Raw genomic sequence first — 22720 nt, 5'->3', positions numbered from 1 at the left:
CTGCCGCTTTCACCCCAGCAGGTTCGCCATGGTCAACAGGGCGAGCAGCAGCATCCACACCACCACCGAGCGCCACACCAGGCCCACCACGCTGCGCAGGTGGCCCACCTCGGCCTCTCGACCGGGGGTGCTTTCGCTTTCGCCGATGGCCGCATCCACCTGGAAGCCTTGGGTGGACAAGGGCTGCATGCGCGCCTTGAGCGCCTCGCCACCCAGGCGCACGTTGATGGCACCCGAGGTGGCCGCAAGGATCACACCGTCGTTGTCGTTGGGAAAGCGCTGCGCATGGAAGCGCCAGCCTTCGATGGCCTCCTCGAAGCTGCCCACCACGGCAAAGCACAGCGCCGTCAGGCGGGCAGGCACCCAGTCGATGGCGGTCCAGGCCTGGGCGGTGGCCTGGCGCAGTGCCGGGCTGGCGCGCTGCAGGGTTTCGTCCCCCCGGTCGGCCCAGTAGCGCGAGACGAACTCGGCCATGCGGTAGAGCACCGCACCCGTGGGGCCCAGGCCCAGCGCGGCCAGCACGGATGTCCAGGCCAGCACGCCAAACATGTGACGGTGCGCGGCCAGCACGGAATATTCGATGACATGGCGCACCACCTCGCTGCGCGGCAGGTCCCCCACATCCACCTGCTGCCAGTCGGCCAGACGCTCGCGGGCGCGGGCTTCGTCCCCCATTTCCAGCGCATCGCGGATGCCCGTGAAATGGTGGCTGAACTGGCGAAAGCCCAGGGTGATGTAAAGCACGGCAACGCTCCACAGTACCGCCACAGGCCAGCCCACCCACCACATCAGCGCCCAGTGCACAGTCAGCACGAAGAGGGGCGGCACCAGCACCGCCAGCCCCCAGGCCACCCAGCCGTGGTGCGGGCCGCCTGCGTCAAAGTTGCGGCTGACCGACAGTGCCCAGGCACGCAGGCCACCGTGGATCGGGTTGCTGCGTGCCAGCGGGCGCGCCTGCTCGATCAGCAAGGCAAACAGGATGGCGAAGAAACTCATGGCCCCGGATCATACCGGCCCCCTGCGACGGTCGGTCTTTGGTGCCAACGGGGTTCGATTTCTGCGCTGCTTCCTTTGACGCCACGCATCGGTCACGTCCCATAAACCATCACGCGCCAGGCCAGCGGCCACCGCGCAAGGGCCGCCCCGCCGCGCTGGTGGCGTCCCCCTGCCCGCAGCGCGCAGCGATGCGAGAGCGGGGGGAAGCCGCGCAGCGGCTCAGGGGGGTGCCCCCTTATCCACCTGCGCTCATGAACCGGTAAAAGTTGCGCAGCATGCCCGCCGTCGCGCCCCAAATGAAACGCTGGGTGCCTTCGTCGTCGTAGGGCATGGAAAACCATTCACGCCGCACGCCTTCCCAGACCACGGCGTGGCGCTGGTGGTGGGCGGGGTTGAGCAGAAAGGCCAGCGGCACCTCGAACACGGCCGCCACTTCGTAGGGGTTGGGCTGCAGCGTGAAGCCGGGCTGCACCAGCGCCACCACCGGCGTGATGATGAAGGCAGAACCCGTGCGGTAGATGGGCAGAGCGCCCAGCACCTCGACATAGCGGCGCTCCAGGCCCACTTCCTCGTGCGCCTCGCGCAATGCGGTGTCGGCCGGGCTGACGTCTTCCGGGTCGGCCTTGCCGCCGGGAAAGGCAATCTGCCCCGAATGCGTGGACAAGTGGGCCGTGCGTTCGGTGAGCAGCACCGTGGGCTGGTCGCGCTGCACGATGGGCACCAGCACGGCGGCATGGGCAGGTGCACGGTCGGAAAAGCGGCGCTCGGACGTCAGCTCAGGCTCCCAGACCGGAGGGGCGCCAAAGCGTGCACGCAGGGCCTGGGGCGTTTGCTGATGCACAGGCACGGGAGGCAGGTGGGCATCGATGCCCTCCACCGGAACGCTGCGCGGATCGAAGTCGGGCAAGCGCGCAGTGTCTGGTTGGCTGCGGGGGGAAGGCGTCGTGCTCATGCTCAGAGGATGTCACAAAACAAAAAGCCGCTGCGGGCAATTGCCAGCAGCGGCCTGTCAAACCAGCGTGAGGAGACCTTACGCGTTGGCTCCGTCCGTGGTCTTGACACGGGAAGGCAGCTTTTCCTTGATACGTGCAGACTTGCCGCTGCGGTCGCGCAGGTAGTACAGCTTGGCACGGCGCACATCGCCGCGACGCTTGACTTCGATCTTGGCGATCAGCGGGCTGTAGGTCTGGAAGGTACGTTCCACGCCTTCGCCGCTGGAGATCTTGCGCACGGTGAAAGCGCTGTTGATGCCGCGGTTGCGCTTGGCGATGACCACGCCTTCGTAGGCCTGCACGCGCTTGCGGTTGCCTTCAACGACGTTCACGCTGACGATGACGGTGTCGCCGGGGCTGAAGTCAGGAATGGTTTTACCGAGGCGGGCGATTTCTTCCGCTTCGAGGATCTGGATCAGGTTCATGCTTGCATCCTAACGATCTTGCCCGCGCCAGAATTGGCTTTGTCAGGACGGACCTGTGTGCCTTGCACCCTTGCAAGGCGGCCGGGTAGAGGATCGAAAAGCCTTTGATTATAACCGTTCGGCAAGATCATCCAAAACCCGCTGGTCCTGGGCGCTCAGGCGCCCTGCCGCTCGCGCTGCAGCGATCAGGTCGGGGCGGTGCTGGGCCGTCAACCGCAGGCGCTGCGCGCGGCGCCACAGTTCGATGTGGGCATGGTGGCCCGAGAGCAGTGCGCCAGGCACGCTGCGGCCTTCCCATACCTCGGGCCGGGTGTAGTGCGGGCAGTCGAGCAGGCCGTCGAGCTGCGGATTGAAGCTGTCGAGCTGGTGGCTGCCCTCGTCGCCCAGCACGCCGGGCTGCAGGCGCGCCACGGCGTCCAGCAGCGCCAGCGCAGCGATCTCGCCGCCCGAGAGCACGAAGTCGCCCAGGCTGATTTGCACATCCACCTCGGCATCGATGAAGCGCTGGTCTATGCCCTCGTAACGCCCGCACAGCAAAATGGCGCCGCTGCCGACGGACCACTGCGCCACCGCGCCATGGTCCAGGCGCTGGCCAATGGGCGAAAACAGCACCAGCGGCGCCCGTGTCGCGACCGCCTCGACACGATCGGCACGGATGGCGGCAAGGCAGCGTGCCAGCGGCTCGGCCATCATCACCATGCCGGGGCCACCGCCAAAGGGGCGGTCGTCCACGCGGCGGTAGTTGCCTTCGGCATGGTCGCGCGGGTTCCACAGGCGCACATCGACCTGGCCCGAAGCGAACGCACGGCGCGTCACGCCGCTGGCCATGAAAGGAGCGAACAGCTCGGGAAACAGGGTGATGATGTCAAAGCGCATGGGACCTTCAGTAGTCCGGCTGCCAGTCCACGGTGATGCGTCGGCCAGCCAGATCCACCTGATCCACAAAGGCAGCAACGAAGGGAATCATGCGCTCGATGGGCTTGTCGCCCTGTTCCTGCTGGAGCACCAGCACAGTCTGCGGGCCGGTGGAGAGCAGGTCGCGCACCTCGCCCAGGGAGACACCTTCACGGTTGATGACTTCCAGACCGATCAGATCGACCCAGTAGTACTCGCCGTCCTGCGCTGCCGGGAAATCCGTGCGCGAAAGAAAGATGCGCGCGCCGCGCAGCAGCTCGGCCGCGTTGCGGTCCGCCACGTTCTGGGCGTGGGCCACCACGCTGTCGGAATGCTCACGCACCTGGCGGATGTCCAGCATGGCCGTGCCGCTGAAGGTGCGCGCGCCCTTTTCCGAAGGCTGAAGGTACCAGCGCCGGGCCGCGAACAAGGCCTGTGGCTGTGCGCTGTGGGGCAGCACCTTGAACCAACCCTTGACGCCCCAGGCGTCCCCGATGCGCCCGACCTCGATGGCATCGGACGGGAGTTCTGTGGCGGCGAGAGGAAAGGCAGTGATCATGGCAAGGCAATGAAAAAAGGCGGGTTCCGTCAGTGGGGCACCGACGCAACCCGCCCTATCGGGACCGTGTGGACTCAGGCCAGTTTCTTGGCAGCCACCTTGATCAGGCGCTCCACGGCGGGAGACGGCTGGGCGCCCACGCCTTGCCAGTAGGCCAGGCGGTCCTGGGCCACGCGCAGGCCTTCTTCGGATTCCTTGGCCAGGGGGTTGTAGAAGCCCAGGCGCTCGATGAAGCGGCCATCACGGCGCTCGCGCTTGTCGGCCACGACGATGTGATAGAACGGACGGGCCTTGGCGCCGCCGCGGGAGAGTCGAATAACGACCATGATTTATCCTTCGGGTGGTGGGCCAGGCGCACAATGCCAGGCCACATGTATTCACAGCGTTTGAGACACGCGACATGGCCACCCGGCCAGCGACACGCTGCAAAGCCGCTGATTATATCTTCTTTACCCTTCATGCTACAGATCCGCCCGAGTCAGGACGGCGATATTGCCGCCATCACCACCATCTACGCCCACCATGTGCTGCACGGCACAGGCACATTCGAGATCGATCCCCCCACCGAAGCCGACATGGCCCAGCGCCGCGCCGATGTGCTGGCACGCGGTCTGCCCTGGCTGGTGGCCGAACGCGATGGCCAGGTGCTGGGCTTTGCCTATGCCAACTGGTTCAAACCCCGCCCGGCCTACCGCTTCACGGCCGAAGACTCCATCTACGTGGCCGATACCGCACGCGGCAGCGGCGTGGGCCGGGCACTGCTGCAGGCGCTGGTGGAGCAGGCACAGGCCGATGGTCTGCGCAAGCTCATCGCCGTGATTGGAGATTCGGCCAACGCAGGCTCCATCGGGCTGCACCGTGCCTTGGGCTTTACCGAGGTCGGCGTACTGCGTGCCATGGGCTGGAAGCATGGCGCCTGGCGCGACATCGTGCTGATGGAAAAACCCCTGGGCGCCGCAGACAGCATCGCACCCGAATAATGGGCCCATGAAAAGCAAAACCACGGCCGCATGGTTGGCCTTCGTTGGGGGGCCGCTGGGCCTGCACCGCTTCTATCTCCATGGATTCTGGGATCTGCCCGGCTGGCTGCTGCCGGTGCCTACGGCCCTGGGTCTGTACGGCATCGAGCGGGTGCAGCAGCATGGGCAGGACGACCACCTGAGCTGGCTGCTCATCCCCCTGCTGGGCTTTACCTTTGCGGGCTGCGCCCTGCGCGCCATTCTGTATGCGCTCACTCCACCCGAGCGCTGGAACGCCCGGTTCAACCCAGGGGCGGAATCAGACACCCCCGCAGGGCACACGCACTGGGGCACCATTGGTGCGATTGTGGCCTCCCTGATGGTGGGGACCGGGGTGCTGATGGCCAGCCTGGCGTTCAGCTTTCAGCGCTATTTCGAATACCAGATCGAGGAAGCGCGCAAAATATCCCAGCCGAGCCAAGCTCCCATAGAAAAATAGCACGCAGCGCTTGTATATCAAGCGCTGCGTGCTACTATTTTTATAGCAATCTCAGTAGAGCTGCAAACTCACCCAGTAAGCCACCGCGGCCACAAAGGCGCTGGCCGGAATCGTCAGAATCCAGGCCCAGACGATGTTGCCCGCCACACCCCAGCGCACGGCGCTGGCGCGCTGCGTGGAGCCCACACCCACGATCGCACCGGTGATGGTGTGCGTGGTGGACACCGGGATGCCCAGCATGGTGGCCAGAAACAGCGTCATGGCGCCCCCCGTTTCGGCGCAGAAGCCGCCCACGGGCTTGAGCTTGGTGATCTTCTGACCCATGGTCTTGACGATGCGCCAGCCACCAAACATGGTGCCCAGACCGATGGCGGCGTAGCACACCACAATGGTCCAGGTGGGCGGAGACGAATCGGTGGCAGAGGTATAGCCCGTGGCGATCAGCAGCAGCCAGATGATGCCGATGGTCTTTTGTGCATCATTGCCGCCATGGCCCAGGCTGTAGGCACCCGCCGAGAGCAGCTGCAGGCGGCGGAACCACTTGTCCACGCTGCTGGGGCGGGTGCGGCGGAACAGCCAGGCCACGGCCACCATCATCAGCGAGCCCAGCGTAAAGCCCAGCAGCGGCGAGACAAAGATGAAGGCCACAGTCTTGAGAATACCCTTGGCGATGAGTGCGCTGGCACCCGCCTTGGCAATGACTGCGCCCACGATGCCACCGATCAGCGCGTGCGAGGAACTGCTGGGAATGCCGTAATACCAGGTGATCACGTTCCAGGTGATGGCACCCACCAGCGCACCAAAGACCACATGCGTATCGACCACCCCAGGCTCGACGATGCCCTTGCCAATGGTCGCCGCCACACTGAGGTGAAAGACAAAGATGGCGATGAAGTTGAAAAACGCGGCGAACACCACGGCCTGACCGGGGCGCAACACGCCGGTCGAAACGACGGTGGCGATGGAGTTGGCCGCGTCGTGAAACCCGTTCATGAAGTCGAACACGACGGCCAGCGCCACCAGCAGCACCACGACCCACAGGGCAGTTTGTACGGTATCCATGGAAATGAACCGCTCGCGCCGGGGAATCAGGAATTTTCGAGGACGATGCCCTCGATCACGTTGGCCACATCCTCGCACTTGTCGGTGATGGTCTCGAGCAACTCGTAGATGGCCTTGAGCTTGATGAGTTCGCGCACGTCCTCTTCCTCCCGGAACAGCTTGCTCATGGCGCTGCGCAACACGCGGTCGGCATCACTCTCCAGCCGATCGATTTCTTCACAGGTCTTGAGGGCGGCCTCGGCAGTGGCCGGATCGGCCAGCTTGCTGAGCAGCTTGACGGCATCACGCAGGCGCTCGCAGCACTTGACGCTCAGCTCCGTCAGACGCGTGATTTCCTCCGTCATGTTGCGCACGTCGTAAAGGCTCATGGTCTCGGCCGAGTCCTGGATCAGGTCGGCCACATCGTCCATGGTGTTGATCAGCGAATGGATCTGCTCGCGGTCGATGGGCGTGATGAAGGTCTTGTGGATGGCACGGCTGACCTCCTGCGTCACACGGTCCGCAGAGCGCTCGGCGTTGTCCACGTCCTGGGCGTACTTGTCACGCAGGTGCGGTTCGTTGTAGTTGGAAACGAGCTGCGAAAACGCACGCGCCGCTTCGACGATGCGGTCAGCGTGCTGGTTGAACAATTCGAAGAAATTGCCTTCGCGTGGCAAGAGCTTGCCAAAAAGCATGGGAACTCCCGGTGGAACAGGTAATTTTTGAAGAAAATGTAACCAGATGGTGACAATTTCGTGAATCGGTCGAGTTTAACCGCTGTGGTGCACCACGCGGGTGCAGACCCTCCAGGCTATGACTTGCCTCAAGCACCCCGAAAAATGAAGTACACCGCCCCCACCATGCACAAGCCCGCCCAGAGGTAGTCCCATTTGAGGGGCTGGTTGAGGTAGAACACCGCAAAGGGGACAAACACCGTCAGGGTGATGACTTCCTGCAGGATCTTGAGCTGCCCGACGTTGAACTGGGTGTACCCGATGCGATTGGCCGGAACCTGCAACAGGTACTCGAACAGCGCAATACCCCAGCTCACCAGGGCCGCCACGTACCAGGGTGCCGTGGCCAGGTTCTTGAGATGCCCGTACCAGGCAAAGGTCATGAACACATTGCTGGCCACCAGCAGCAGAACGGTCTGCAGCGAAATGGGCAGGGACTGGAGCAGTGTCATCATGGCACAAATACCAATGAAAAAGGCCTGAATGGCAATACCATCAAGCGCTAGCAGCTATGAATAGTATAGCAATCAGGCCCTGTGCAGCGCAGCCCAGGCCCCTGCGGGTACTGGGTGCGTGCAAGCAAATCACTCGCCCAGGTAGGCGGCGCGCACCTTGGGGTCGCTCAGCAGCTCCTGGCCAGGACCGGTCATGGTGATCAGGCCGGACTCCATCACGTAGCCGCGGTCGGCGATGGCCAGCGCGCGGCTGGCGTTCTGCTCGACCAGCACGATGGTCACGCCCAGGGCGTACACGTCGCGCACCACCTCGAAGATCTTGTCCACCATGATGGGCGACAGGCCCATGGAGGGCTCGTCCAGCAGCAGCACCTTGGGCTGGCTCATCAGCGCGCGACCCATGGCCAGCATCTGCTGTTCGCCACCCGACATGGTGCCGGCCAGCTGGTCCTTGCGCTCGCGCAGGCGCGGGAAGATGGTGAACATCTTCTCGATGTCGGCCAGGATGCCGGCCTTGTCGCTGCGCGTGTAGGCGCCCATCTGCAGGTTCTCGGTGATGGTCATGCGCGCGAACACGCCGCGGCCTTCCGGCACCATCACGAGCCCCTTCTTGACCAGATCCCAGGCGCCCTTGCCCCGGATGCTCTCGCCCAGGTACTCGATGTCGCCGTCGTTCATCGGCAGCGTGCCGGTGATGGCCTTCATGGTGGTGGTCTTGCCGGCGCCGTTGGAGCCGATCAGCGACACCAGCTCGCCTTCGCGCACTTCAAAGTCCACGCCCTTGACGGCCTGGATACCGCCGTAGGCCACCTTCAGGCCCTTGACCTTCAGCAATACGTTCGTCTTTTCGGCCATGCTCAGTGTCCTCCGGTGCCCAGATAGGCCTCAATCACTTTTTCGTTCTTCTGCACATCGGCGGGCGTGCCTTCGGCGATCTGCTTGCCGTAGTCGAGCACCGTCACGCGGTCGCACAGGCCCATCACCAGCTTCACGTCATGTTCGATCAGCAGGATGGTGCGGTTGTCCTTGCGAATCTGGTCGATCAGCTCGCGCAGCTGCACTTTCTCGGTGGCATTCATGCCGGCAGCCGGCTCGTCCAGCGCGATGAGCTGCGGGTCGGTGGCCAAGGCGCGGGCGATTTCCAGGCGGCGCTGGTCGCCGTAGCTCAGCGTGCGCGCCTTGAAGTCGGCAAACTTGCCAATGCCCACGTAGTCCAGCAGCTCCTGCGCCCGACGGCGGATGGCGGCCTCTTCGTCCTTGAAACCCTTGGTGCGCAGGATGGCACCCAGCAGGCCCGAGCCCGTGCGAATGTGGCGCCCCACCATCACGTTCTCCAGCGCCGTCATATCGGCAAACAGGCGGATGTTCTGGAAGGTGCGGGCAATGCCCGCCTTGGCCACTTCGTGCACGGCCGTCGGCTCGTAGGGCTTGCCTGCCAGCTCAAAGGTGCCGCTGTCGGGCGTGTACAAGCCGGTGATCACGTTGAAGAATGTGGTCTTGCCCGCGCCGTTGGGACCGATCAGGCCATAGACCTGACCACGCTGGATGGTGATGCCCACGTCGGACAGGGCCTGCAAGCCGCCGAAGCGCTTGGAAATGCCGGCGACCTTCAGCACCACGTTGTTGTTTTGTTCTGCCATGTTCAAACTCTCTGCGCTGGGTTCAGGTCTTCTGCGTCAGGCTCTTGCCGTGCTCGGGTGCGGGCCACAGGCCACGCGGACGCAGCAGCATCACGATGATCATGGCCAGCGCGATGAGGAGCTGGCGCAGGATGGCGGCGTCCAGGCGGCCATCGGTCATGGCCTGCAGCGGACCAGCCACGTAGCGCAGCACTTCGGGCAGGGCCGACAGCAGCACGGCGCCCAGGATCACGCCCGGCAGGTGGCCGATACCGCCCAACACCACCATGGCGACGATCATCACGGATTCCATCAGACTGAAGGATTCGGGCGAGACGAAGCCCTGAAAGGCACCGAACATGGCACCCGACACACCACCGAACGAAGCGCCCATGGCAAAGGCCAGCAGCTTCATGTTGCGGGTGTTGATGCCCATGGCCTTGGCGGCGATTTCGTCCTCGCGGATGGCCATCCAGGCGCGGCCGATGCGCGAATCCTGCAGGCGGTAGCAGATCACGATGGAGATCAGCACCAGCGCCAGGAACAGGTAGTAATACAGCGTGACGGAGTTGATGTCGAACCCGAACAGCTCCAGGCGCTTGCCCAGGTCCAGGCCGAAAATCTGCACCGAGTCGATCTGGCCAATGCCCTTGGGGCCGTTGGTCAGGTTCACGGGGTGGTCCAGGTTGTTCAGGAAGATGCGGATGATCTCGCCGAAGCCCAGCGTCACGATGGCCAGGTAGTCACCACGCAGCTTGAGCGTGGGCGCCCCCAGCAAGGCCCCAAAGAACGCCGCCAACACCGCCGCCAGTGGTATCACCAGCCACAGTGAGGTATGAAGACCGTTGGGGAACATGGCCGCAAACGCGGCGAAATTGTCCGCCAGGTGGGGCGAAGCCATCAGGCCAAACAGGTAGGCGCCCACGGCGTAGAACGCCACATAGCCCAGGTCCAGCAGGCCGGCGTAGCCCACCACGATGTTCAGGCCCAGGGCCAGCAGCACATACAGCAGTGCGATGTCGGCGATGCGCACCCAGGCGTTGCCGAAGGATTGCAGGAGGAGCGGCAGCACCAGCAGTGCAATGCCACCCAGGATCCAGTTGACTTTGGTGTTCTTCATGGTGTGGTGCTCCTCAGGCGCGATCCGCCACACGCTCACCCAGCAGGCCCGAGGGGCGCAGCGTCAGGATGATGATGAGCACGATGAACGCGAAGATGTCGGTGTAGTGGCTGCCCAGCAGGCCGCCCGTCAGGGTGCCGATGTAGCCCGAGCCGATGGCTTCGATCAGGCCCAGAAGGATGCCGCCGACCACGGCACCGGCGAGGTTGCCGATACCACCGAACACGGCTGCCGTGAAGGCCTTCAGGCCTGGCAGGAAGCCCATGGTGTGCTGCGCCGTACCGTAGTTGGACGCATACATGATGCCGGCGATGGCGGCCAGAACGGCACCAATGATGAAGGTGGCCGAGATCACCATGTCGGGCTTGACGCCCATGAGCGCCGCCACACGGGGGTTTTCTGCCGTGGCGCGCATGGCGCGGCCCAGGTTGGTGTGATTGACCAAATACATCAGCGAGGCCAGGGCCACCGCCGTCACGCCCAGGATCAGCACCTGGGTGGGCGTGATGTAAGCGCCGCCGATCTCGAACGGGGTCGAGGACAGCAGCGTGGGATAAGGTTTGTAGTTGGGCTTCCAGATGATCATGGCCAGCGTCTGCAGCAGGATGGACATGCCGATGGCCGTGATCAGGGGAGCCAGGCGCGGACTGCTGCGCAAGGGCTTGTAGGCGACCTTCTCGATCGTGAAGTTCAGGGTTGCTGCCACCACACACGCGATGAGCGTGGCCAAGAGCAGGATGACCCAGCCAGGCGCTCCGGGCATGGCCCCTTGCATCAGGCCGATGCAGCTCCAGCTGGTCAGTGCACCGATCATGAGCACCTCGCCGTGGGCGAAGTTGATCAGTTGAATGATGCCGTACACCATGGTGTAGCCCAAGGCTATCAAGGCGTACATGCTGCCGAGAACCAGACCGTTGATGATCTGCTGCAGCAAAATTTCCATAACAGAAGTCCTTCGTTTGTGACGGGATCCCGGATTGGTGGCACCAGGATTGGTACAGCCTTTTGGGCCCGCCTGCCATCTAGCAAAAAACCCGCCGGAGATTCAGCCATGCGGGTTTGGTGGACGCGATTGTAGCGACTTGCATCAGAGCGGCCCTCCCCCCTCCCGGAGGGGTTTTCCCTTGGGTTGACGCCGTATCAGTCAGCTTCTGTCTGCATAAGAAATCGCGATATAACGCCGTTTTCAGGCTGCGCCCTTATTTCATGCCCGTCTCATTCTTGGGCAAATGCGTGACGTCAACGGCCGCTTGGGCATTTCGCTGACGCAACTCTTCGAGCTTGTCTGCAATGCGGATCTCCAGTCCGCGCTGCACCGGCTGATAGAAGCCAGGCGCAGCCATCCCCTCGGGCAGGTAGGTTTCGCCAGCGGCAAAGCCGCCTTCCTCGTCGTGCGCGTAGCGGTAGCCCTTGCCGTAGTCCAGCTGCTTCATGAGCTGGGTGGGCGCGTTGCGCAGGTGCATGGGCACGGGGCGCGTGCCGTCCTGCTTCACGAAGGCGCGGGCCGCGTTGTAGGCCTTGTAAACGGCGTTGGACTTGGGCGCCACGGCCAGATAGACCACGCATTCGGCCAGCGCCAGCTCGCCCTCGGGGCTGCCCAGGCGCTCGTACACCTCGGCGGCGTCCAGCGCCAGGCGCAGCGCGCGCGGGTCGGCCAGGCCGATGTCCTCGCTCGCCATGCGCACCAGGCGGCGCGCCATGTAGCGCGGGTCGGCGCCACCGTCGAGCATGCGCACCAGCCAGTACAGCGCGGCGTCGGGGTCGGAGCCGCGCACCGACTTGTGCAACGCGCTGATGGTGTCGTAGAACTGCTCGCCACCCTTGTCGTAGCGGCGCATTCGCTCACCCAGCACCTTGAGCACCCAGGCATCGGTGATCTCCACCAGCTGCTCCTGCGCCGCCGCCATCTCCAGCGTCTCCAGAGTGTTGAGCAGACGCCGCGCATCGCCATCGGCGTAGGCCACAAGGCGCTCGATCGCTTCACTTTCGATAGCACGCAGCGCTTGCTGTGACTGGGCCAGAGCCACAATTTGCTTCAAATCATCAGCCGACAAGGGCTGCAGCACATACACCGCCGCGCGTGACAGCAGGGCCGAGTTGACCTCGAACGAGGGGTTCTCGGTGGTCGCGCCGATGAAGGTGAACAGGCCGCTTTCGACATGCGGCAGGAAGGCGTCCTGCTGGCTCTTGTTGAAGCGGTGCACCTCATCGACGAAGACGAGGGTGCGCTGCTGCATCAGGCCGTCGCGCGCGTTTTCGGCCTGCTGCACGGCGTCGCGGATGTCCTTCACGCCGCCGAGCACCGCGCTGATGCTGATGAACTGCGCGTCGAACGCATCGGCCATGAGGCGCGCGATGGTGGTCTTGCCCACGCCCGGCGGGCCCCACAGGATGCAGCTGTGCGGCCGGCCCGACTCGAACGCCAAGCGCAGCGGCATGCCCGGCCCCAGCACATGCTGCTGGCCGATGACTTCGGAAAGCTGGCGCGGGCGCAGGCGCTCGGCCAGGGGCTGGTGGGGGGCAACGGACGGTTTCACGGTAACCACGATGGTAGCGGGCAAATGCCAGCCGACCGGGTCTGCCATGGCTCAGAATGCTCGCCACGGAGGTTCTCCCCATGGCAATCCGCATCGTTCAACTCGGCAGCCCACGCGCCCTCGACGAAGGCACCCGTATCGGCACCGTACGCCGCCCACCGCGCGGCGTGCCCAAGGAGCAGTTCGCCAAGCAGAACTGGTACGACGTCTGGTACCCCAACCTCGCGCCCAGCCCCGAGACCGTGAAACAGGCCCAGGCCGCCGCCACGCCCCAGGAATGGGCGGCCTTCGTGCGCAAGTACCGCGCCGAGATGGCCACGCCCGAGAACCGCCACACCCTGGCGCTGCTGGCCCGCATGTCGCAGGACGCAAACTTCTCCGTCGGCTGCTACTGCGAGGACGAGTCGCACTGCCACCGCTCGGTGCTGCGCGAACTGCTGGCCGAGGCCGGTGCCCAGATCACACCGTGATGCCGGGCGAGCTGCTCGGCACCCTGCTCACCCGCGTGCGGGCGTGCCAGCTCTGCGCCGCGCACCTGCCTTGTGGGCCGCGCCCGGTACTGCAGGCCCATGCCGAGGCGCGCATCCTGATCGCCGGCCAGGCGCCGGGCCGCAAGGTGCATGCCTCGGGCATTCCGTTCGACGATGCCAGCGGCGAGCGCCTGCGCGCCTGGCTGGGCATCGGGCGCGACACCTTCTACGACCCGCGCCAGGTGGCCATCCTGCCCATGGGCTTTTGCTACCCCGGCACGGGCCGCTCGGGCGACCTGCCGCCGCGACCCGAATGCGCCCCGGCCTGGCGCCAGCCCCTGCTGGACCATTTGCCACACCTGCGTCTGACGCTGGTGCTGGGCCAGCATGCGATGGCCTGGCATCTGCCGCAGCACCGTGGCCCGCTCACCGATGCCGTGCGCCAGTGGCGCGACTACGGCCCCACCCTGCTGGTGCTGCCACACCCCAGCCCGCGCAACAACGGCTGGCTGCGCCATAACGCCTGGTTCGAGGCCGAGCTGCTGCCCGAGCTGCGCGCGCGCGTGGCCCAGGCCCTGGCTTGAAATTGGCACCAGCACGTTTTGCGCGGCGCAGCTATGCTGTGCCGCTTCCCCTTCTGGATGCACCGCCATGTCCCTTGCCGCCAACGCCGTCGTCGCCCTGATCGGGCTGCTCCACGTTTACATCCTGGTGCTGGAGATGTTCCTCTGGGACAAGCCCGCCGGGCGGCGCGCCTTTGGCATGACGCAGGAAATGGCCACGGCCACCAAGACGCTTGCCGCCAACCAGGGGCTGTACAACGGCTTCCTGGCGGCTGGCCTGTTCTGGGGCCTGTGGCTGGGCGATGCAGGCCAGTCGGTGAAGGTGTTCTTCTTGCTCTGCGTATTGGCAGCAGGCCTGTACGGTGCGGCCACAGCCAGCCGCAAGATCCTGTTCATCCAAGCGGTGCCAGCGGCCATCGGACTAGGGCTGCTGGCGGCGGCTTGAGTTCTGCCTATTGCTTGAGCACGTCTGCCCCTGCCGGGGGCTTGAACTGGAAAGTGGCCGCCGGTAGCTGCGGGTTGGCCTGCAGCTTGGCAAAACGCAGGGTGGAGCGCTGGCCAAAGCTGTCGAGAATTTCCAGCACCGCCAACTGCCCATCACGAAAACCCACACGCACGTTCTGCAGCTGCCCTTCCTTGGCCTTGGGAACGGCCTGCACCCACTCCAAACCATCCTGAGCGGGCGCGGATTCGAGCGTGAAGTCCGCGCGCAGCGCCTGCAGGTCGGGCGCCGAGGCCAGCAGCGCCGCGGGCGTGCTGCCCAGGGCCTGGGCCTGCGGGCGCTGGGTGACCTGGTTCAGGTCCACGTCGTAAAACCAGAGCGTCTGGCCATCGGCCACGATGGTTTGCTCGAACGGCTTTTGATAGACAAAGCGAAAACGGCCCGGACGCTGGAACTCGAAACTGCCGCTGGAGGTCTTCTGGCGCGCAGCCTGCCCGTCCTTGGGCGGCGTGGTGACCACCTGCGTGAAATCGGCCCGCGCCGATTGCGTGGCCTTCATAAAATTTTCAAGGTCTTTCAGGCCATCAGCGCTTGCCCACTGGGCGCAAGTAGCTATCAAAACAGTAGCAAAAATACGTTTCATCCGGGCTCCGGGGGGTGAGCTACTCGTTGCGAGCGGGAACCAGCACTTCGCGCTGGCCGCTGGCGGTGAGGGCGCTGACCAAGCCCGCCTTCTCCATGTCTTCCAGCAGCCGCGCGGAGCGGTTGTAGCCGATGCGCAGCTTGCGCTGCACGTAGGAGATGCTGGCCTTGCGGTCCTTGAGCACCACCTCCACGGCCTGGTCGTACATGGGGTCTTTCTCGCCGTTCTCGCCCCCACCGTCCAGGGACAGATCACCCTCGCCGTCGATGGTTCCGCCTTCGAGCACGCCTTCGATGTAGTCGGGCTCGCCCTGTTCCTTGAGGTAGTGCACCACGCGGTGCACTTCATCGTCGCTCACGAAGGCGCCGTGCACCCGGATCGGCAGACCGGTGCCGCTGGCCATGTAGAGCATGTCGCCCATGCCCAGCAGCGCCTCGGCACCCATCTGGTCGAGGATGGTGCGGCTGTCGATCTTGGAGCCTACCGAGAACGCAATGCGCGTAGGGATGTTGGCCTTGATGAGGCCGGTAATCACGTCCACGCTGGGGCGCTGCGTGGCCAGGATGAGGTGTATTCCCGCCGCGCGCGCCTTCTGGGCCAGGCGGGCAATCAGCTCTTCGATCTTCTTGCCCACCACCATCATCAGGTCGGCCAGCTCGTCGATGACGACCACGATGTGCGGCAGGCGCTGCAACGGCTCGGGCTGCTCGGGCGTGAGACTGAAGGGGTTGGGGATGGATTCCTCGCGCGCCGCGGCCTCGTCGATCTTGGTGTTGTAGCCCGCCAGGTTGCGCACGCCCAGCTTGCTCATGAGCTTGTAGCGGCGCTCCATCTCGCCCACGCACCAGTTCAGGCCGTGCGCGGCCTGCTTCATGTCGGTGACCACGGGCGCGAGCAGGTGCGGAATGCCTTCGTACACCGACATTTCCAGCATCTTGGGGTCGATCATCAGCAGGCGCACATCCTTGGCCTCGGCCTTGTAGAGCAGCGACAGGATCATGGCGTTGATACCGACCGACTTGCCCGAGCCCGTGGTACCGGCCACCAGCACGTGCGGCATCTTGGCGAGGTCGGCCACCACGGGGTTGCCGACGATGTCCTTGCCCAGGCCCATGGTCAGCAGGCTCTTGGCCTCGTTGTACACCTGCGAGCCCAGGATTTCGCTGAGCTTGATGGTCTGGCGCTTGGCATTGGGCAGCTCCAGCGCCATGGTGGTCTTGCCCGGAATCGTCTCGACCACGCGGATGGACACCAGGCTCAAACTGCGCGCCAGGTCCTTGGCCAGGTTCACCACCTGCGAGCCCTTGACGCCCGTGGCAGGCTCGATCTCGTAGCGCGTGATCACCGGGCCGGGCATGGCGGCCACCACGGTCACTTCCACGCCAAAGTCCTTGAGCTTTTTCTCGATGAGGCGGCTGGTCATGCCCAGGGTTTCAGCAGAAACCACCTCCTTGTGCTGCGCGGCGCCGTCGAGCAGGTCCACCTGCGGCAGGCGGCTGTCGGGCATTTCGGAGAACAGGGGTTTCTGGCGTTCCTTGGCCACACGGGTGCTCTGGGGCACCTCGACCAACACCGGCTCGATGATCTGCACCGGCTGCGGGTGCTGCACCTCGATCTCCTGGCGCTCCTCAAACACCACTTCCTCGCGCTCGCGCGCAGCGCGCTTGCCCTCGGCCACATCACGCGCCAGCTCGCGCCGTGCGCGACCGGACTGCACCAAGGCCTCGATGCGCGCACCGAGCGCCTCGGCCAAGTGCCCCCACGAGAAGCCAAACACCAGCGCCACCGCAACCACCACCAGCGCAATACCCACCAGCCCCGAACCGGTAAAGCCCAGCCACTGCATGGAGACGGGCCCCAACCAGTATCCCAATAGCCCCCCGGCATGGCCCGGAAGTGCCGACTCAAAACGGTACAGGCGCGACCACTCCAGCGCCGTGCTGGCGCACAGCAGCAGCAGCAGCCCACCCCAGAAAAGCATGCGCCCCCACCAGGCGGGACGCTCTGGGGCCGGGCTGCGCGGCGCCTCGCCCGCGCGCATCCAGCGCGCCAGGGCTGCCAGCCAGGCATACACGGCCGCCACCACACCCCACCACACAGAGAAACCCAGCGCAAAGTAGCTGCCATCGGCCAGCCAGGCGCCCAACCGCCCCGCCCAGTTGTGCACTGCCCCGGCGCCCACCCCGGAGGTGGACCAGGCCGCATCCTGCGGCGAATAGCTCAGCAAGGCCAGCAGCCACAGCACCAGCGCCAGCAGGCCCAGCGCCAGACCCGCCTCCTGCCCCAGGCGGGGCACGGTGCGGGGGGGAGACTTGTCAGAGGAAGACGCGTTCAGGGTATTGAGCGAATAGGTCATAGGCGTGCGGGCGCAAGCTTACCGCATGCACCAGGGCCTCAAAACCGCTGCCGGTGCCGCTTCAACCCAGGGTTTGCAAGGGCGTGCACAGCAGCGTGGCGCCAGTGGGCAGGGTTTCGATGAAACCACGGTTTTCCAGGTCTTTCATGACGCGGCTGACCATTTCGCGCGAGGCGCCAATGGTTTTGGCCAGGTCCTGTCGGGAAATCTTGTTTTCAATGATTTGCTGGCCTTGGGCATTGGTATGGGCCTGCTCAATGAGCGCATGGGCTACGCGACCGTACACATCCAGCAGCGCCAGCGACTCGATCTTGCGGTCGGCCTGGCGCAGGCGCTTGACCAGGCCGCGCATCAGCACCACGCCCATGGACGCGTTCTCCAGCAGGCAACGGGTGAACTCCGCGCGCCCCAGCACCAGCACGTCGGTCTGCACCTCGGCGCGCACGGTGGCCGAATGGGGCTCGTTGTCGATCAGGCTCATTTCCCCCAGATAGTCGCCCTGCCCCAGGGTGGCCAGAATCACCTCGCGCCCCCGGCTGTCGGACGCCATGACGCGGGCGCGCCCGGTCAGCAGCAGAAACAGGGCATCAGACTTCTGGCCCTGCGCCACCAGCACCTCGCCACGCTTGTAGCGGCGCTTGACCACCGCTGAGCTCAGGGCCTCGGCCTGCGCCACCGTCAGCCGGGCAAACAAGGGTACCCTGCGCATAAGATCCAGGTTGGTCAACATTGCCATTGCAGCATCTCCTCAGATCGTGGGGCCGCTCATGGCAGCCACTGATTGTTTTCGTCAATGAACGTGACAGGCAGCGGGGCAGAGGGCAGGAGTCCGCACTTGGTTGATACTTATGCCCTTGACCTTCTTGTTGTGGCCCCGCACTTGCGCGCCACGAACGCACCAACCCGAGCTTTTACCATGTCCAACGCCTTGCACGCCAAAGTCCTGATTCTCGGCTCCGGCCCCGCCGGTTACACCGCCGCCATTTACGCCGCGCGCGCCAACCTGAACCCCGTGCTCATCACCGGCATGGCGCAGGGCGGACAGCTCACCACCACCACCGAGGTGGACAACTGGCCCGCCGACGTGCACGGCGTGCAGGGCCCGGCGCTGATGGAGCGCTTCCTGCAGCACGCCGAGCGCTTCAAGACACAGATCGTCTTCGACCACATCAACAAGGTCGATTTCAGCCAGCGTCCGTTCACGCTCACGGGCGACAGCGGCGTCTATACCTGTGACTCGCTCATCATCGCCACGGGCGCCTCGGCCAAATACCTGGGCCTGCCCTCGGAAGAAGCCTTCATGGGCAAGGGCGTGTCGGCCTGCGCCACCTGCGACGGTTTCTTTTACCGCAACCAGGAAGTCTGCGTGATCGGCGGCGGCAACACCGCCGTGGAGGAGGCGCTGTACCTCTCCAACATCGCCAACAAGGTCACGCTGGTGCACCGGCGCGACAAGTTCAAGGCCGAACCCATCCTGGTGGACCATCTGATGGAAAAGGTGGCCGCTGGCAAGATCGTGCTCAAGACCTTCTACACCCTGGACGAAGTGCTGGGCGACCAGACCGGCGTGACTGGCATCCGCATCAAGCACACGCAGAACGGCGCCACCGAGGACATTGCACTGCAAGGCTGCTTCATCGCCATCGGCCACGCGCCCAACACCGAGATCTTCCAGGGCCACCTGGAGCTGGAGAACGGCTACATCATCACCCAGGGCGGTCTCAAGGGGTTCGCCACCCAGACCTCGGTGCCCGGCATCTTTGCCGCCGGCGACGTGCAGGACCACGTGTACCGGCAGGCCATCACCAGCGCCGGTACGGGTTGCATGGCCGCACTCGACGCACAGCGCTTCCTCGAACAGCTGGGCTGAGCAGCCACGCCCAGCCAGCCAACGCGAGGGGCTGGCCATGGGTGATGCAAATGCGCTACAATGGCAGGCTTTGCTGCATCCATGGCTCGTGAGAGCTGCGGCAAATCGGGATACCGCCACCCTTTTCATGGCGAGGTGAGGCTGAAGCGAGACAGGCACCACAAGGGGCCTGTCGCCAGTAACAGCCGTTTATGTATCGGAGTGTCCACAATGGCACGCGTATGTGACGTCACGGGCAAGAAGCCCATGGTCGGGAACAATGTTTCCCACGCCAACAACAAAACCAAGCGCCGGTTCCTGCCGAACCTGCAATACCGTCGTTTCTGGGTCGAGAGCGAAAACCGTTGGGTGCGCCTGCGCGTTTCCAGCGCTGCCCTGCGCCTGATCGACAAGAACGGCATCGACTCCGTGCTCGCAGACCTGCGTGCACGTGGCCAGGCTTAAGGAGAAGCACCATGGCAAGCAAAGGCGGACGCGACAAGATCAAGCTGGTGTCCACGGCCGACACCGGTCACTTCTACACCACCACCAAGAACAAGAAGACCATGCCCGACAAGATGTCGATCATGAAATTCGACCCCAAGGCGCGCAAGCACGTGGAATACAAGGAAGCCAAGCTGAAGTAATTTGGCAAGGTTCCTGAACAAAAAAACCGCCCGGCTATGCCGGGCGGTTTTTTTTATGTCACACCGCAACGCCCCAAGGCGCTGCAGGGTCGTCAATTGATGTCGCGGCAGACGGTATAGGTCTGGTCTTCGCTGTAGGCCGCTGCAGCGCCACCAGGAACCACGTTGTTCGCCCCCTGGGTTGCGCGGAAAGAGCCATTGTCAGGACGACCATCGTCCAGTTGCACATCCAAGGCAGCAGCCGCTTTGCCAGGCACATTGCCCAAGCAAGCCATCACCCGCGCTGCAGAGCGGCCCTGCACAGCCACATTGGTTACACCCAGGCGTCCACCCCAAGCGTTTACAGGCATTGCGTTCGCTCCAGTATCACCTGGGTTTCCGGTGATAAAGCCAGAAGCGCGCAAATGTTGGAAAAATGCTGTCCCTTCTCCACCGCCCGTGAAGGTCTGCGCGGCGGTTATGGCCAGAATGCCGTTATTGTTTCCGGCAACAATGCCAGGCGTCGACCATTGCCCGCCACGCCCGGTTAAATTGGCGATAGGACCATCATCCCCTGGCAACTTGCGATATCGATCCAGATAGCTGTTGTACGCCGCCACAACGCCATTCATGTCATTGGCCGCGTTCTTCACGCGCCCGTTCTCGATCAGTTCCTGACCTTTGAGCACACCGCCCAACAGCAGGCCGATGATGACCAGAACAATGGCGATTTCCACCAGCGTGAAGCCGGACTGTGCCTGACGACCCGCGCGGCGCATGGGAAGTGATTGCATCGATGAATCTCCTGTAGAACAAACGGCAGGCAACCCCTATGGCCACCCATGTAACTTATTGTGCAGAGGCATCGGGATCCGCAACAGTCAAATTTCTTGACGCTTGGGCGACAGCGCACTTCGACGAGGCCAGCGGAACACGCAACACAAACACCACGCCCTGAGCTTCCTCGCAGGCCTGCAGGTCGCCCCCCGCGTCGCGCAGCGAGCGCCGCGCCTGGTACAGCCCCATGCCCGAGCCCGTGGGTGACTTGAGCGGCTCGAACGCTCTGCGCGGCCACGGTGTGGCCAGGCGCGGTGTGTGCAGGCGCGCTTGCAGCGCGCCCTCGTGCACCGTGCATTCGCAACGCAACGGTACACCCCCAAGGCGCGCACCACTGTCGCGTGCGAGGTTGGAAAAGATATTGTCCAGCGCACGCTCCAGGGCCAGGGCCTGGGCAGACTCCAGCACCAGTGGCGGCAGCCCACTGCCCTCGTCTGGGCCCATGTCGATGGCGATGGCCAGGCCCGCCAGTTCCGCAGCGTTGTGCAGCAAGTCCAGTGCCTGGACGGGCGGTTCGTCCTCGGCGGGAACCTGCGTTGGTGCCTCGGTCGCAGCCAGCAGCTTGTGGGCACGCGCCTGCAGCAGGGGCGCCTGGCGCTGCAGGCGCTGCGCCAAACGCGGGATCTGCTCAGGCGTGGCGGCACCAAACTCCTCGGCCAGCAGGCCCACCCATTGAGCGAGGTTGCGCATGTCGTGCTGCCAATACAACTGCACCTGCGCGCGCTGCGCCAGGGCCACGGCCACCGCCTGGGTGCGCTCGCGCATGCGCGAGAGCCAGGTTTGCGCAAACACGTCCAGCACGGCCAGCGCCAGCACACGCGCTTCGTCGGTGCGGGCCACGTCGGCCCAGCGCAGTTCGATCTGGCAGTCCGGCCCGGCGCTGAGCGTCTGGCGCGGCCAGTGCGCGGCCAAAGGCTGCCCCCATTGGCCGCGCACCGCGTCGCCAAACCACAGCCCCTCCCAGGCGATGCCCGCAATGCCCGAGCGCTCCAGAATGGGCCAGGCACGCTCGGGCCAGCGCAGCGGGTGCATGTCGGCGGGCAGGGCCAGCAGCTCGGCCAGGCAGCGGCGCATGCGCTGCCCGCGGTGCCACACAGCCCAGGCCGCCAGCAGCAGTACCAGCCCCAGGGCCACCAGCATCCAAGGCAGCGAGTTCATGCACCAGTTCCCGGATCGGTGTCTGGCGATGCCTGTCGCTGGATGCCAAATTTCTTCATGTGGTAGTAAAGCTGCTCCCGCTCCAGCCCCAGGGCACGGGCGGCGGCAGCCACGTTGAAGCCGTTGCTGCCCAGCACATGGCGGATGAGCTGCTCGGCCACCTGGTCGCTGGCCTCACGCACGCCCTCGGACAACTGGGCAGACACCGAGAGGTGCAGCCGCCCCTGGGCCCACAGTTCCTGCTGGCGCAGCGAGAACCATGCCGCACGCTCCAGCGCCTGGCGCAACACCGCCGCCGTCACGGGCTTGGTCAGAAAGTCGAAAGCCCCCGCGTGCACCGCCTGCTGGCCCACGGTCTTTTCATGCTGGCCGGTGAGCACGATGGCATGCAGCACCGGCCACCGCGCCACCAGTTGCGACAGCAGCAACAGGCCTTCGTCCGGACGGCTGGGAAGTGGCGGCAAGCCCATGTCCAGCAAAGCCACGCAGGCCTGGCCCTTAGGCACCCCGTGCTCCAACAACTGGAGCGCCTGGCTGCGATCATGCGCCACCAGCACCCGCCAGCCATCGTCCTGCAAGGACTGCGCCACCCAATCCGAGAGCACCGGATCGTCCTCGACCCAGAGCACAGGGCAGCGGCCCGGCACCTGCGCGGGTGGCAGTACGGGGGAAGCCTGCGGCTCAGTCATGGTCCCCCAGCAACGCTGCCACGGTAGGACCAATGGCCACCGTGAAGCCCACGAACAACAGCACAAAGCCACCAACCACACGCAGCAGCAGCCATTCGCTGGCGGTATCGGCCGACACGGCCAGGCTGGCATAGCCCGCCAGCAGCAGCAGAATGCCTACCACCTGCTGCCAGCGGCGACGCTGCTTGCGCGTGCGCAAGGCCCGGTGCAGACTGGCACGGGTGTAGGCTGAATCTTCAAAGTCCTGGGGCATGGGC

29 protein-coding genes are annotated in these 22720 nt (G+C 64.8%); 8 read left to right on the top strand and 21 right to left on the bottom strand.

The annotated features are described in order from the left end of the window. Positions 1 to 9: 9 nt before the first annotated feature. From MJ602_RS12320 to rpsP, 6 genes are all read right to left on the bottom strand, one after another. Positions 10 to 996: a CobD/CbiB family protein gene (locus MJ602_RS12320; protein ID WP_243021068.1), complete on the bottom strand. Its 987-nt coding sequence runs from the start codon at positions 994 to 996 to the stop codon at positions 10 to 12. Positions 997 to 1231: 235 nt separating this feature from the next. Continuing rightward, positions 1232 to 1948, bottom strand: coding sequence for a CoA pyrophosphatase (locus tag MJ602_RS12315; protein ID WP_243021067.1), 717 nt, complete (start codon positions 1946 to 1948; stop codon positions 1232 to 1234). A gap of 78 nt (positions 1949 to 2026) precedes the next feature. Next, positions 2027 to 2413: a 50S ribosomal protein L19 gene (gene rplS / locus MJ602_RS12310; protein ID WP_162016846.1), complete on the bottom strand. Its 387-nt coding sequence runs from the start codon at positions 2411 to 2413 to the stop codon at positions 2027 to 2029. 108 nt (positions 2414 to 2521) lie between these two features. Further along, positions 2522 to 3289: a tRNA (guanosine(37)-N1)-methyltransferase TrmD gene (gene trmD / locus MJ602_RS12305; RefSeq protein WP_243021066.1), complete on the bottom strand. Its 768-nt coding sequence runs from the start codon at positions 3287 to 3289 to the stop codon at positions 2522 to 2524. A gap of 7 nt (positions 3290 to 3296) precedes the next feature. Further along, entirely contained in the window at positions 3297 to 3866 is a 570-nt protein-coding gene (rimM, locus tag MJ602_RS12300) for a ribosome maturation factor RimM (protein ID WP_243021065.1), read from the bottom strand. 74 nt (positions 3867 to 3940) lie between these two features. Beyond that, positions 3941 to 4192 carry a 30S ribosomal protein S16 gene (gene rpsP / locus MJ602_RS12295; protein ID WP_162016849.1) on the bottom strand — a complete coding sequence of 84 codons (252 nt, stop codon included), beginning with the start codon at positions 4190 to 4192 and terminating at the stop codon, positions 3941 to 3943. A gap of 132 nt (positions 4193 to 4324) precedes the next feature. On the opposite strand from rpsP, the gene MJ602_RS12290 reads away from it, so the two are divergent. Both MJ602_RS12290 and MJ602_RS12285 read left to right on the top strand, forming a co-directional pair. After that, positions 4325 to 4846 (top strand): GNAT family N-acetyltransferase, encoded by a 522-nt coding sequence (locus MJ602_RS12290; RefSeq protein WP_243021064.1) that lies wholly within the window; start codon positions 4325 to 4327, stop codon positions 4844 to 4846. A 7-nt stretch (positions 4847 to 4853) separates the two neighbouring features. Beyond that, on the top strand, positions 4854 to 5324 hold the full coding sequence (locus MJ602_RS12285) for a TM2 domain-containing protein (RefSeq protein ID WP_243021063.1): 471 nt from the start codon (positions 4854 to 4856) through the stop codon (positions 5322 to 5324). 51 nt (positions 5325 to 5375) lie between these two features. Here MJ602_RS12285 and MJ602_RS12280 read toward each other — a convergent pair whose 3' ends face one another. The 8 genes from MJ602_RS12280 to MJ602_RS12245 form a co-directional block, all read right to left on the bottom strand. Next, positions 5376 to 6386: an inorganic phosphate transporter gene (locus MJ602_RS12280; RefSeq protein WP_243021062.1), complete on the bottom strand. Its 1011-nt coding sequence runs from the start codon at positions 6384 to 6386 to the stop codon at positions 5376 to 5378. Between the two features lie 26 nt (positions 6387 to 6412). Then, a complete protein-coding gene (locus MJ602_RS12275) occupies positions 6413 to 7060 on the bottom strand; it encodes a DUF47 domain-containing protein (protein WP_243021061.1) in 648 nt (215 codons plus the stop codon). Between the two features lie 128 nt (positions 7061 to 7188). Then, a complete protein-coding gene (locus MJ602_RS12270; protein ID WP_162018112.1) occupies positions 7189 to 7551 on the bottom strand; it encodes a DMT family protein in 363 nt (120 codons plus the stop codon). A 132-nt stretch (positions 7552 to 7683) separates the two neighbouring features. Continuing rightward, a complete protein-coding gene (locus MJ602_RS12265; protein ID WP_243021060.1) occupies positions 7684 to 8409 on the bottom strand; it encodes an ABC transporter ATP-binding protein in 726 nt (241 codons plus the stop codon). A 2-nt stretch (positions 8410 to 8411) separates the two neighbouring features. Continuing rightward, positions 8412 to 9194, bottom strand: a complete 783-nt coding sequence (locus tag MJ602_RS12260) for an ABC transporter ATP-binding protein (protein WP_243021059.1) — start codon at positions 9192 to 9194, stop codon at positions 8412 to 8414. A gap of 22 nt (positions 9195 to 9216) precedes the next feature. Then, positions 9217 to 10293 (bottom strand): ABC transporter permease subunit, encoded by a 1077-nt coding sequence (locus MJ602_RS12255; RefSeq protein WP_243021058.1) that lies wholly within the window; start codon positions 10291 to 10293, stop codon positions 9217 to 9219. A 13-nt stretch (positions 10294 to 10306) separates the two neighbouring features. Beyond that, positions 10307 to 11236, bottom strand: a complete 930-nt coding sequence (locus MJ602_RS12250) for a branched-chain amino acid ABC transporter permease (protein WP_162016857.1) — start codon at positions 11234 to 11236, stop codon at positions 10307 to 10309. Positions 11237 to 11492: 256 nt separating this feature from the next. Next, the gene (locus MJ602_RS12245; RefSeq protein WP_243021057.1) at positions 11493 to 12878 is read right to left on the bottom strand and encodes a replication-associated recombination protein A; all 1386 of its coding nucleotides are present in this window, start codon (positions 12876 to 12878) and stop codon (positions 11493 to 11495) included. Positions 12879 to 12910: 32 nt separating this feature from the next. Here MJ602_RS12245 and MJ602_RS12240 point away from each other — a divergent pair, with 32 nt between their 5' ends. The 3 genes from MJ602_RS12240 to MJ602_RS12230 all read left to right on the top strand — a co-directional run bounded on the left by MJ602_RS12240 (position 12911) and on the right by MJ602_RS12230 (position 14308). After that, positions 12911 to 13300 carry a DUF488 domain-containing protein gene (locus MJ602_RS12240; protein WP_243021056.1) on the top strand — a complete coding sequence of 130 codons (390 nt, stop codon included), beginning with the start codon at positions 12911 to 12913 and terminating at the stop codon, positions 13298 to 13300. Beyond that, positions 13300 to 13884, top strand: a complete 585-nt coding sequence (locus MJ602_RS12235) for a uracil-DNA glycosylase family protein (protein ID WP_243021087.1) — start codon at positions 13300 to 13302, stop codon at positions 13882 to 13884. The genes MJ602_RS12240 and MJ602_RS12235 overlap by 1 nt, the downstream gene beginning before the upstream one ends. 67 nt (positions 13885 to 13951) lie before the next feature. Then, complete coding sequence (locus tag MJ602_RS12230; RefSeq protein ID WP_243021055.1) at positions 13952 to 14308, top strand: DUF1304 domain-containing protein; 357 nt, start codon at positions 13952 to 13954, stop codon at positions 14306 to 14308. A 7-nt stretch (positions 14309 to 14315) separates the two neighbouring features. Here MJ602_RS12230 and lolA read toward each other — a convergent pair whose 3' ends face one another. The 3 genes from lolA to MJ602_RS12210 all read right to left on the bottom strand — a co-directional run bounded on the left by lolA (position 14316) and on the right by MJ602_RS12210 (position 18040). Continuing rightward, complete coding sequence (gene lolA / locus MJ602_RS12225; protein WP_243021054.1) at positions 14316 to 14948, bottom strand: outer membrane lipoprotein periplasmic chaperone LolA; 633 nt, start codon at positions 14946 to 14948, stop codon at positions 14316 to 14318. A gap of 19 nt (positions 14949 to 14967) precedes the next feature. After that, the gene (locus MJ602_RS16755; RefSeq protein WP_279236201.1) at positions 14968 to 17304 is read right to left on the bottom strand and encodes a DNA translocase FtsK; all 2337 of its coding nucleotides are present in this window, start codon (positions 17302 to 17304) and stop codon (positions 14968 to 14970) included. A 61-nt stretch (positions 17305 to 17365) separates the two neighbouring features. Then, positions 17366 to 18040, bottom strand: a complete 675-nt coding sequence (locus MJ602_RS12210) for a Crp/Fnr family transcriptional regulator (protein WP_162016862.1) — start codon at positions 18038 to 18040, stop codon at positions 17366 to 17368. A 180-nt stretch (positions 18041 to 18220) separates the two neighbouring features. Between MJ602_RS12210 and trxB the strand changes: the two genes are divergently transcribed. The 3 genes from trxB to rpmG all read left to right on the top strand — a co-directional run bounded on the left by trxB (position 18221) and on the right by rpmG (position 19800). Then, positions 18221 to 19174 carry a thioredoxin-disulfide reductase gene (gene trxB / locus MJ602_RS12205; protein ID WP_243021053.1) on the top strand — a complete coding sequence of 318 codons (954 nt, stop codon included), beginning with the start codon at positions 18221 to 18223 and terminating at the stop codon, positions 19172 to 19174. A gap of 210 nt (positions 19175 to 19384) precedes the next feature. Next, positions 19385 to 19618: a 50S ribosomal protein L28 gene (gene rpmB, locus MJ602_RS12200; RefSeq protein WP_005797187.1), complete on the top strand. Its 234-nt coding sequence runs from the start codon at positions 19385 to 19387 to the stop codon at positions 19616 to 19618. An 11-nt stretch (positions 19619 to 19629) separates the two neighbouring features. After that, positions 19630 to 19800 carry a 50S ribosomal protein L33 gene (gene rpmG, locus MJ602_RS12195; RefSeq protein ID WP_162016864.1) on the top strand — a complete coding sequence of 57 codons (171 nt, stop codon included), beginning with the start codon at positions 19630 to 19632 and terminating at the stop codon, positions 19798 to 19800. A gap of 92 nt (positions 19801 to 19892) precedes the next feature. Here the strand turns inward: rpmG and MJ602_RS12190 are convergent, their stop codons facing one another. From MJ602_RS12190 to MJ602_RS12175, 4 genes are read right to left on the bottom strand one after another with little or no spacing between them, the layout of a single operon-like run. After that, a complete protein-coding gene (locus MJ602_RS12190; RefSeq protein ID WP_243021052.1) occupies positions 19893 to 20573 on the bottom strand; it encodes a prepilin-type N-terminal cleavage/methylation domain-containing protein in 681 nt (226 codons plus the stop codon). 55 nt (positions 20574 to 20628) lie between these two features. Next, on the bottom strand, positions 20629 to 21774 hold the full coding sequence (locus tag MJ602_RS12185) for a histidine kinase (RefSeq protein ID WP_243021051.1): 1146 nt from the start codon (positions 21772 to 21774) through the stop codon (positions 20629 to 20631). Then, positions 21771 to 22463, bottom strand: coding sequence for a response regulator (locus tag MJ602_RS12180; protein WP_243021050.1), 693 nt, complete (start codon positions 22461 to 22463; stop codon positions 21771 to 21773). The genes MJ602_RS12185 and MJ602_RS12180 overlap by 4 nt, the downstream gene beginning before the upstream one ends. Further along, on the bottom strand, positions 22456 to 22716 hold the full coding sequence (locus tag MJ602_RS12175) for a hypothetical protein (RefSeq protein WP_243021049.1): 261 nt from the start codon (positions 22714 to 22716) through the stop codon (positions 22456 to 22458). Before MJ602_RS12175 ends, MJ602_RS12180 begins: the two co-directional genes overlap by 8 nt. Positions 22717 to 22720 lie beyond the last annotated feature (4 nt).

Origin of the sequence: Simplicispira sedimenti (genome assembly GCF_022760965.1) — a bacterium.
Classification (GTDB): Bacteria; Pseudomonadota; Gammaproteobacteria; order Burkholderiales; family Burkholderiaceae_C; genus Simplicispira; species Simplicispira sedimenti.
The sequence above is the reverse complement of the archived record's forward strand: the minus strand, read 5'-3'. Positions and strand labels throughout refer to the sequence as shown.

What these genes read in the sequence shown, in the direction of transcription:
- trxB (WP_243021053.1), top strand. Translation starts at nt 18,221, where the DNA reads ATGTCCAACGCCTTGCACGCCAAAGTCCTGATTCTCGGCTCCGGCCCC.
- MJ602_RS12245 (WP_243021057.1), bottom strand. Translation starts at nt 12,878, where the DNA reads ATGGCAGACCCGGTCGGCTGGCATTTGCCCGCTACCATCGTGGTTACC.
- MJ602_RS12275 (WP_243021061.1), bottom strand. Translation starts at nt 7,060, where the DNA reads ATGCTTTTTGGCAAGCTCTTGCCACGCGAAGGCAATTTCTTCGAATTG.
- rpmB (WP_005797187.1), top strand. Translation starts at nt 19,385, where the DNA reads ATGGCACGCGTATGTGACGTCACGGGCAAGAAGCCCATGGTCGGGAAC.
- MJ602_RS16755 (WP_279236201.1), bottom strand. Translation starts at nt 17,304, where the DNA reads ATGACCTATTCGCTCAATACCCTGAACGCGTCTTCCTCTGACAAGTCT.
- MJ602_RS12210 (WP_162016862.1), bottom strand. Translation starts at nt 18,040, where the DNA reads ATGGCAATGTTGACCAACCTGGATCTTATGCGCAGGGTACCCTTGTTT.
- MJ602_RS12175 (WP_243021049.1), bottom strand. Translation starts at nt 22,716, where the DNA reads ATGCCCCAGGACTTTGAAGATTCAGCCTACACCCGTGCCAGTCTGCAC.
- MJ602_RS12280 (WP_243021062.1), bottom strand. Translation starts at nt 6,386, where the DNA reads ATGGATACCGTACAAACTGCCCTGTGGGTCGTGGTGCTGCTGGTGGCG.
- MJ602_RS12265 (WP_243021060.1), bottom strand. Translation starts at nt 8,409, where the DNA reads ATGGCCGAAAAGACGAACGTATTGCTGAAGGTCAAGGGCCTGAAGGTG.
- rpsP (WP_162016849.1), bottom strand. Translation starts at nt 4,192, where the DNA reads ATGGTCGTTATTCGACTCTCCCGCGGCGGCGCCAAGGCCCGTCCGTTC.
- MJ602_RS12260 (WP_243021059.1), bottom strand. Translation starts at nt 9,194, where the DNA reads ATGGCAGAACAAAACAACAACGTGGTGCTGAAGGTCGCCGGCATTTCC.
- rplS (WP_162016846.1), bottom strand. Translation starts at nt 2,413, where the DNA reads ATGAACCTGATCCAGATCCTCGAAGCGGAAGAAATCGCCCGCCTCGGT.
- MJ602_RS12255 (WP_243021058.1), bottom strand. Translation starts at nt 10,293, where the DNA reads ATGAAGAACACCAAAGTCAACTGGATCCTGGGTGGCATTGCACTGCTG.
- MJ602_RS12290 (WP_243021064.1), top strand. Translation starts at nt 4,325, where the DNA reads ATGCTACAGATCCGCCCGAGTCAGGACGGCGATATTGCCGCCATCACC.
- MJ602_RS12190 (WP_243021052.1), bottom strand. Translation starts at nt 20,573, where the DNA reads ATGCAATCACTTCCCATGCGCCGCGCGGGTCGTCAGGCACAGTCCGGC.
- MJ602_RS12180 (WP_243021050.1), bottom strand. Translation starts at nt 22,463, where the DNA reads ATGACTGAGCCGCAGGCTTCCCCCGTACTGCCACCCGCGCAGGTGCCG.
- MJ602_RS12315 (WP_243021067.1), bottom strand. Translation starts at nt 1,948, where the DNA reads ATGAGCACGACGCCTTCCCCCCGCAGCCAACCAGACACTGCGCGCTTG.
- rimM (WP_243021065.1), bottom strand. Translation starts at nt 3,866, where the DNA reads ATGATCACTGCCTTTCCTCTCGCCGCCACAGAACTCCCGTCCGATGCC.
- rpmG (WP_162016864.1), top strand. Translation starts at nt 19,630, where the DNA reads ATGGCAAGCAAAGGCGGACGCGACAAGATCAAGCTGGTGTCCACGGCC.
- MJ602_RS12285 (WP_243021063.1), top strand. Translation starts at nt 4,854, where the DNA reads ATGAAAAGCAAAACCACGGCCGCATGGTTGGCCTTCGTTGGGGGGCCG.
- MJ602_RS12320 (WP_243021068.1), bottom strand. Translation starts at nt 996, where the DNA reads ATGAGTTTCTTCGCCATCCTGTTTGCCTTGCTGATCGAGCAGGCGCGC.
- MJ602_RS12185 (WP_243021051.1), bottom strand. Translation starts at nt 21,774, where the DNA reads ATGAACTCGCTGCCTTGGATGCTGGTGGCCCTGGGGCTGGTACTGCTG.
- MJ602_RS12270 (WP_162018112.1), bottom strand. Translation starts at nt 7,551, where the DNA reads ATGACACTGCTCCAGTCCCTGCCCATTTCGCTGCAGACCGTTCTGCTG.
- MJ602_RS12235 (WP_243021087.1), top strand. Translation starts at nt 13,300, where the DNA reads ATGCCGGGCGAGCTGCTCGGCACCCTGCTCACCCGCGTGCGGGCGTGC.
- trmD (WP_243021066.1), bottom strand. Translation starts at nt 3,289, where the DNA reads ATGCGCTTTGACATCATCACCCTGTTTCCCGAGCTGTTCGCTCCTTTC.
- MJ602_RS12240 (WP_243021056.1), top strand. Translation starts at nt 12,911, where the DNA reads ATGGCAATCCGCATCGTTCAACTCGGCAGCCCACGCGCCCTCGACGAA.
- MJ602_RS12230 (WP_243021055.1), top strand. Translation starts at nt 13,952, where the DNA reads ATGTCCCTTGCCGCCAACGCCGTCGTCGCCCTGATCGGGCTGCTCCAC.
- MJ602_RS12250 (WP_162016857.1), bottom strand. Translation starts at nt 11,236, where the DNA reads ATGGAAATTTTGCTGCAGCAGATCATCAACGGTCTGGTTCTCGGCAGC.
- lolA (WP_243021054.1), bottom strand. Translation starts at nt 14,948, where the DNA reads ATGAAACGTATTTTTGCTACTGTTTTGATAGCTACTTGCGCCCAGTGG.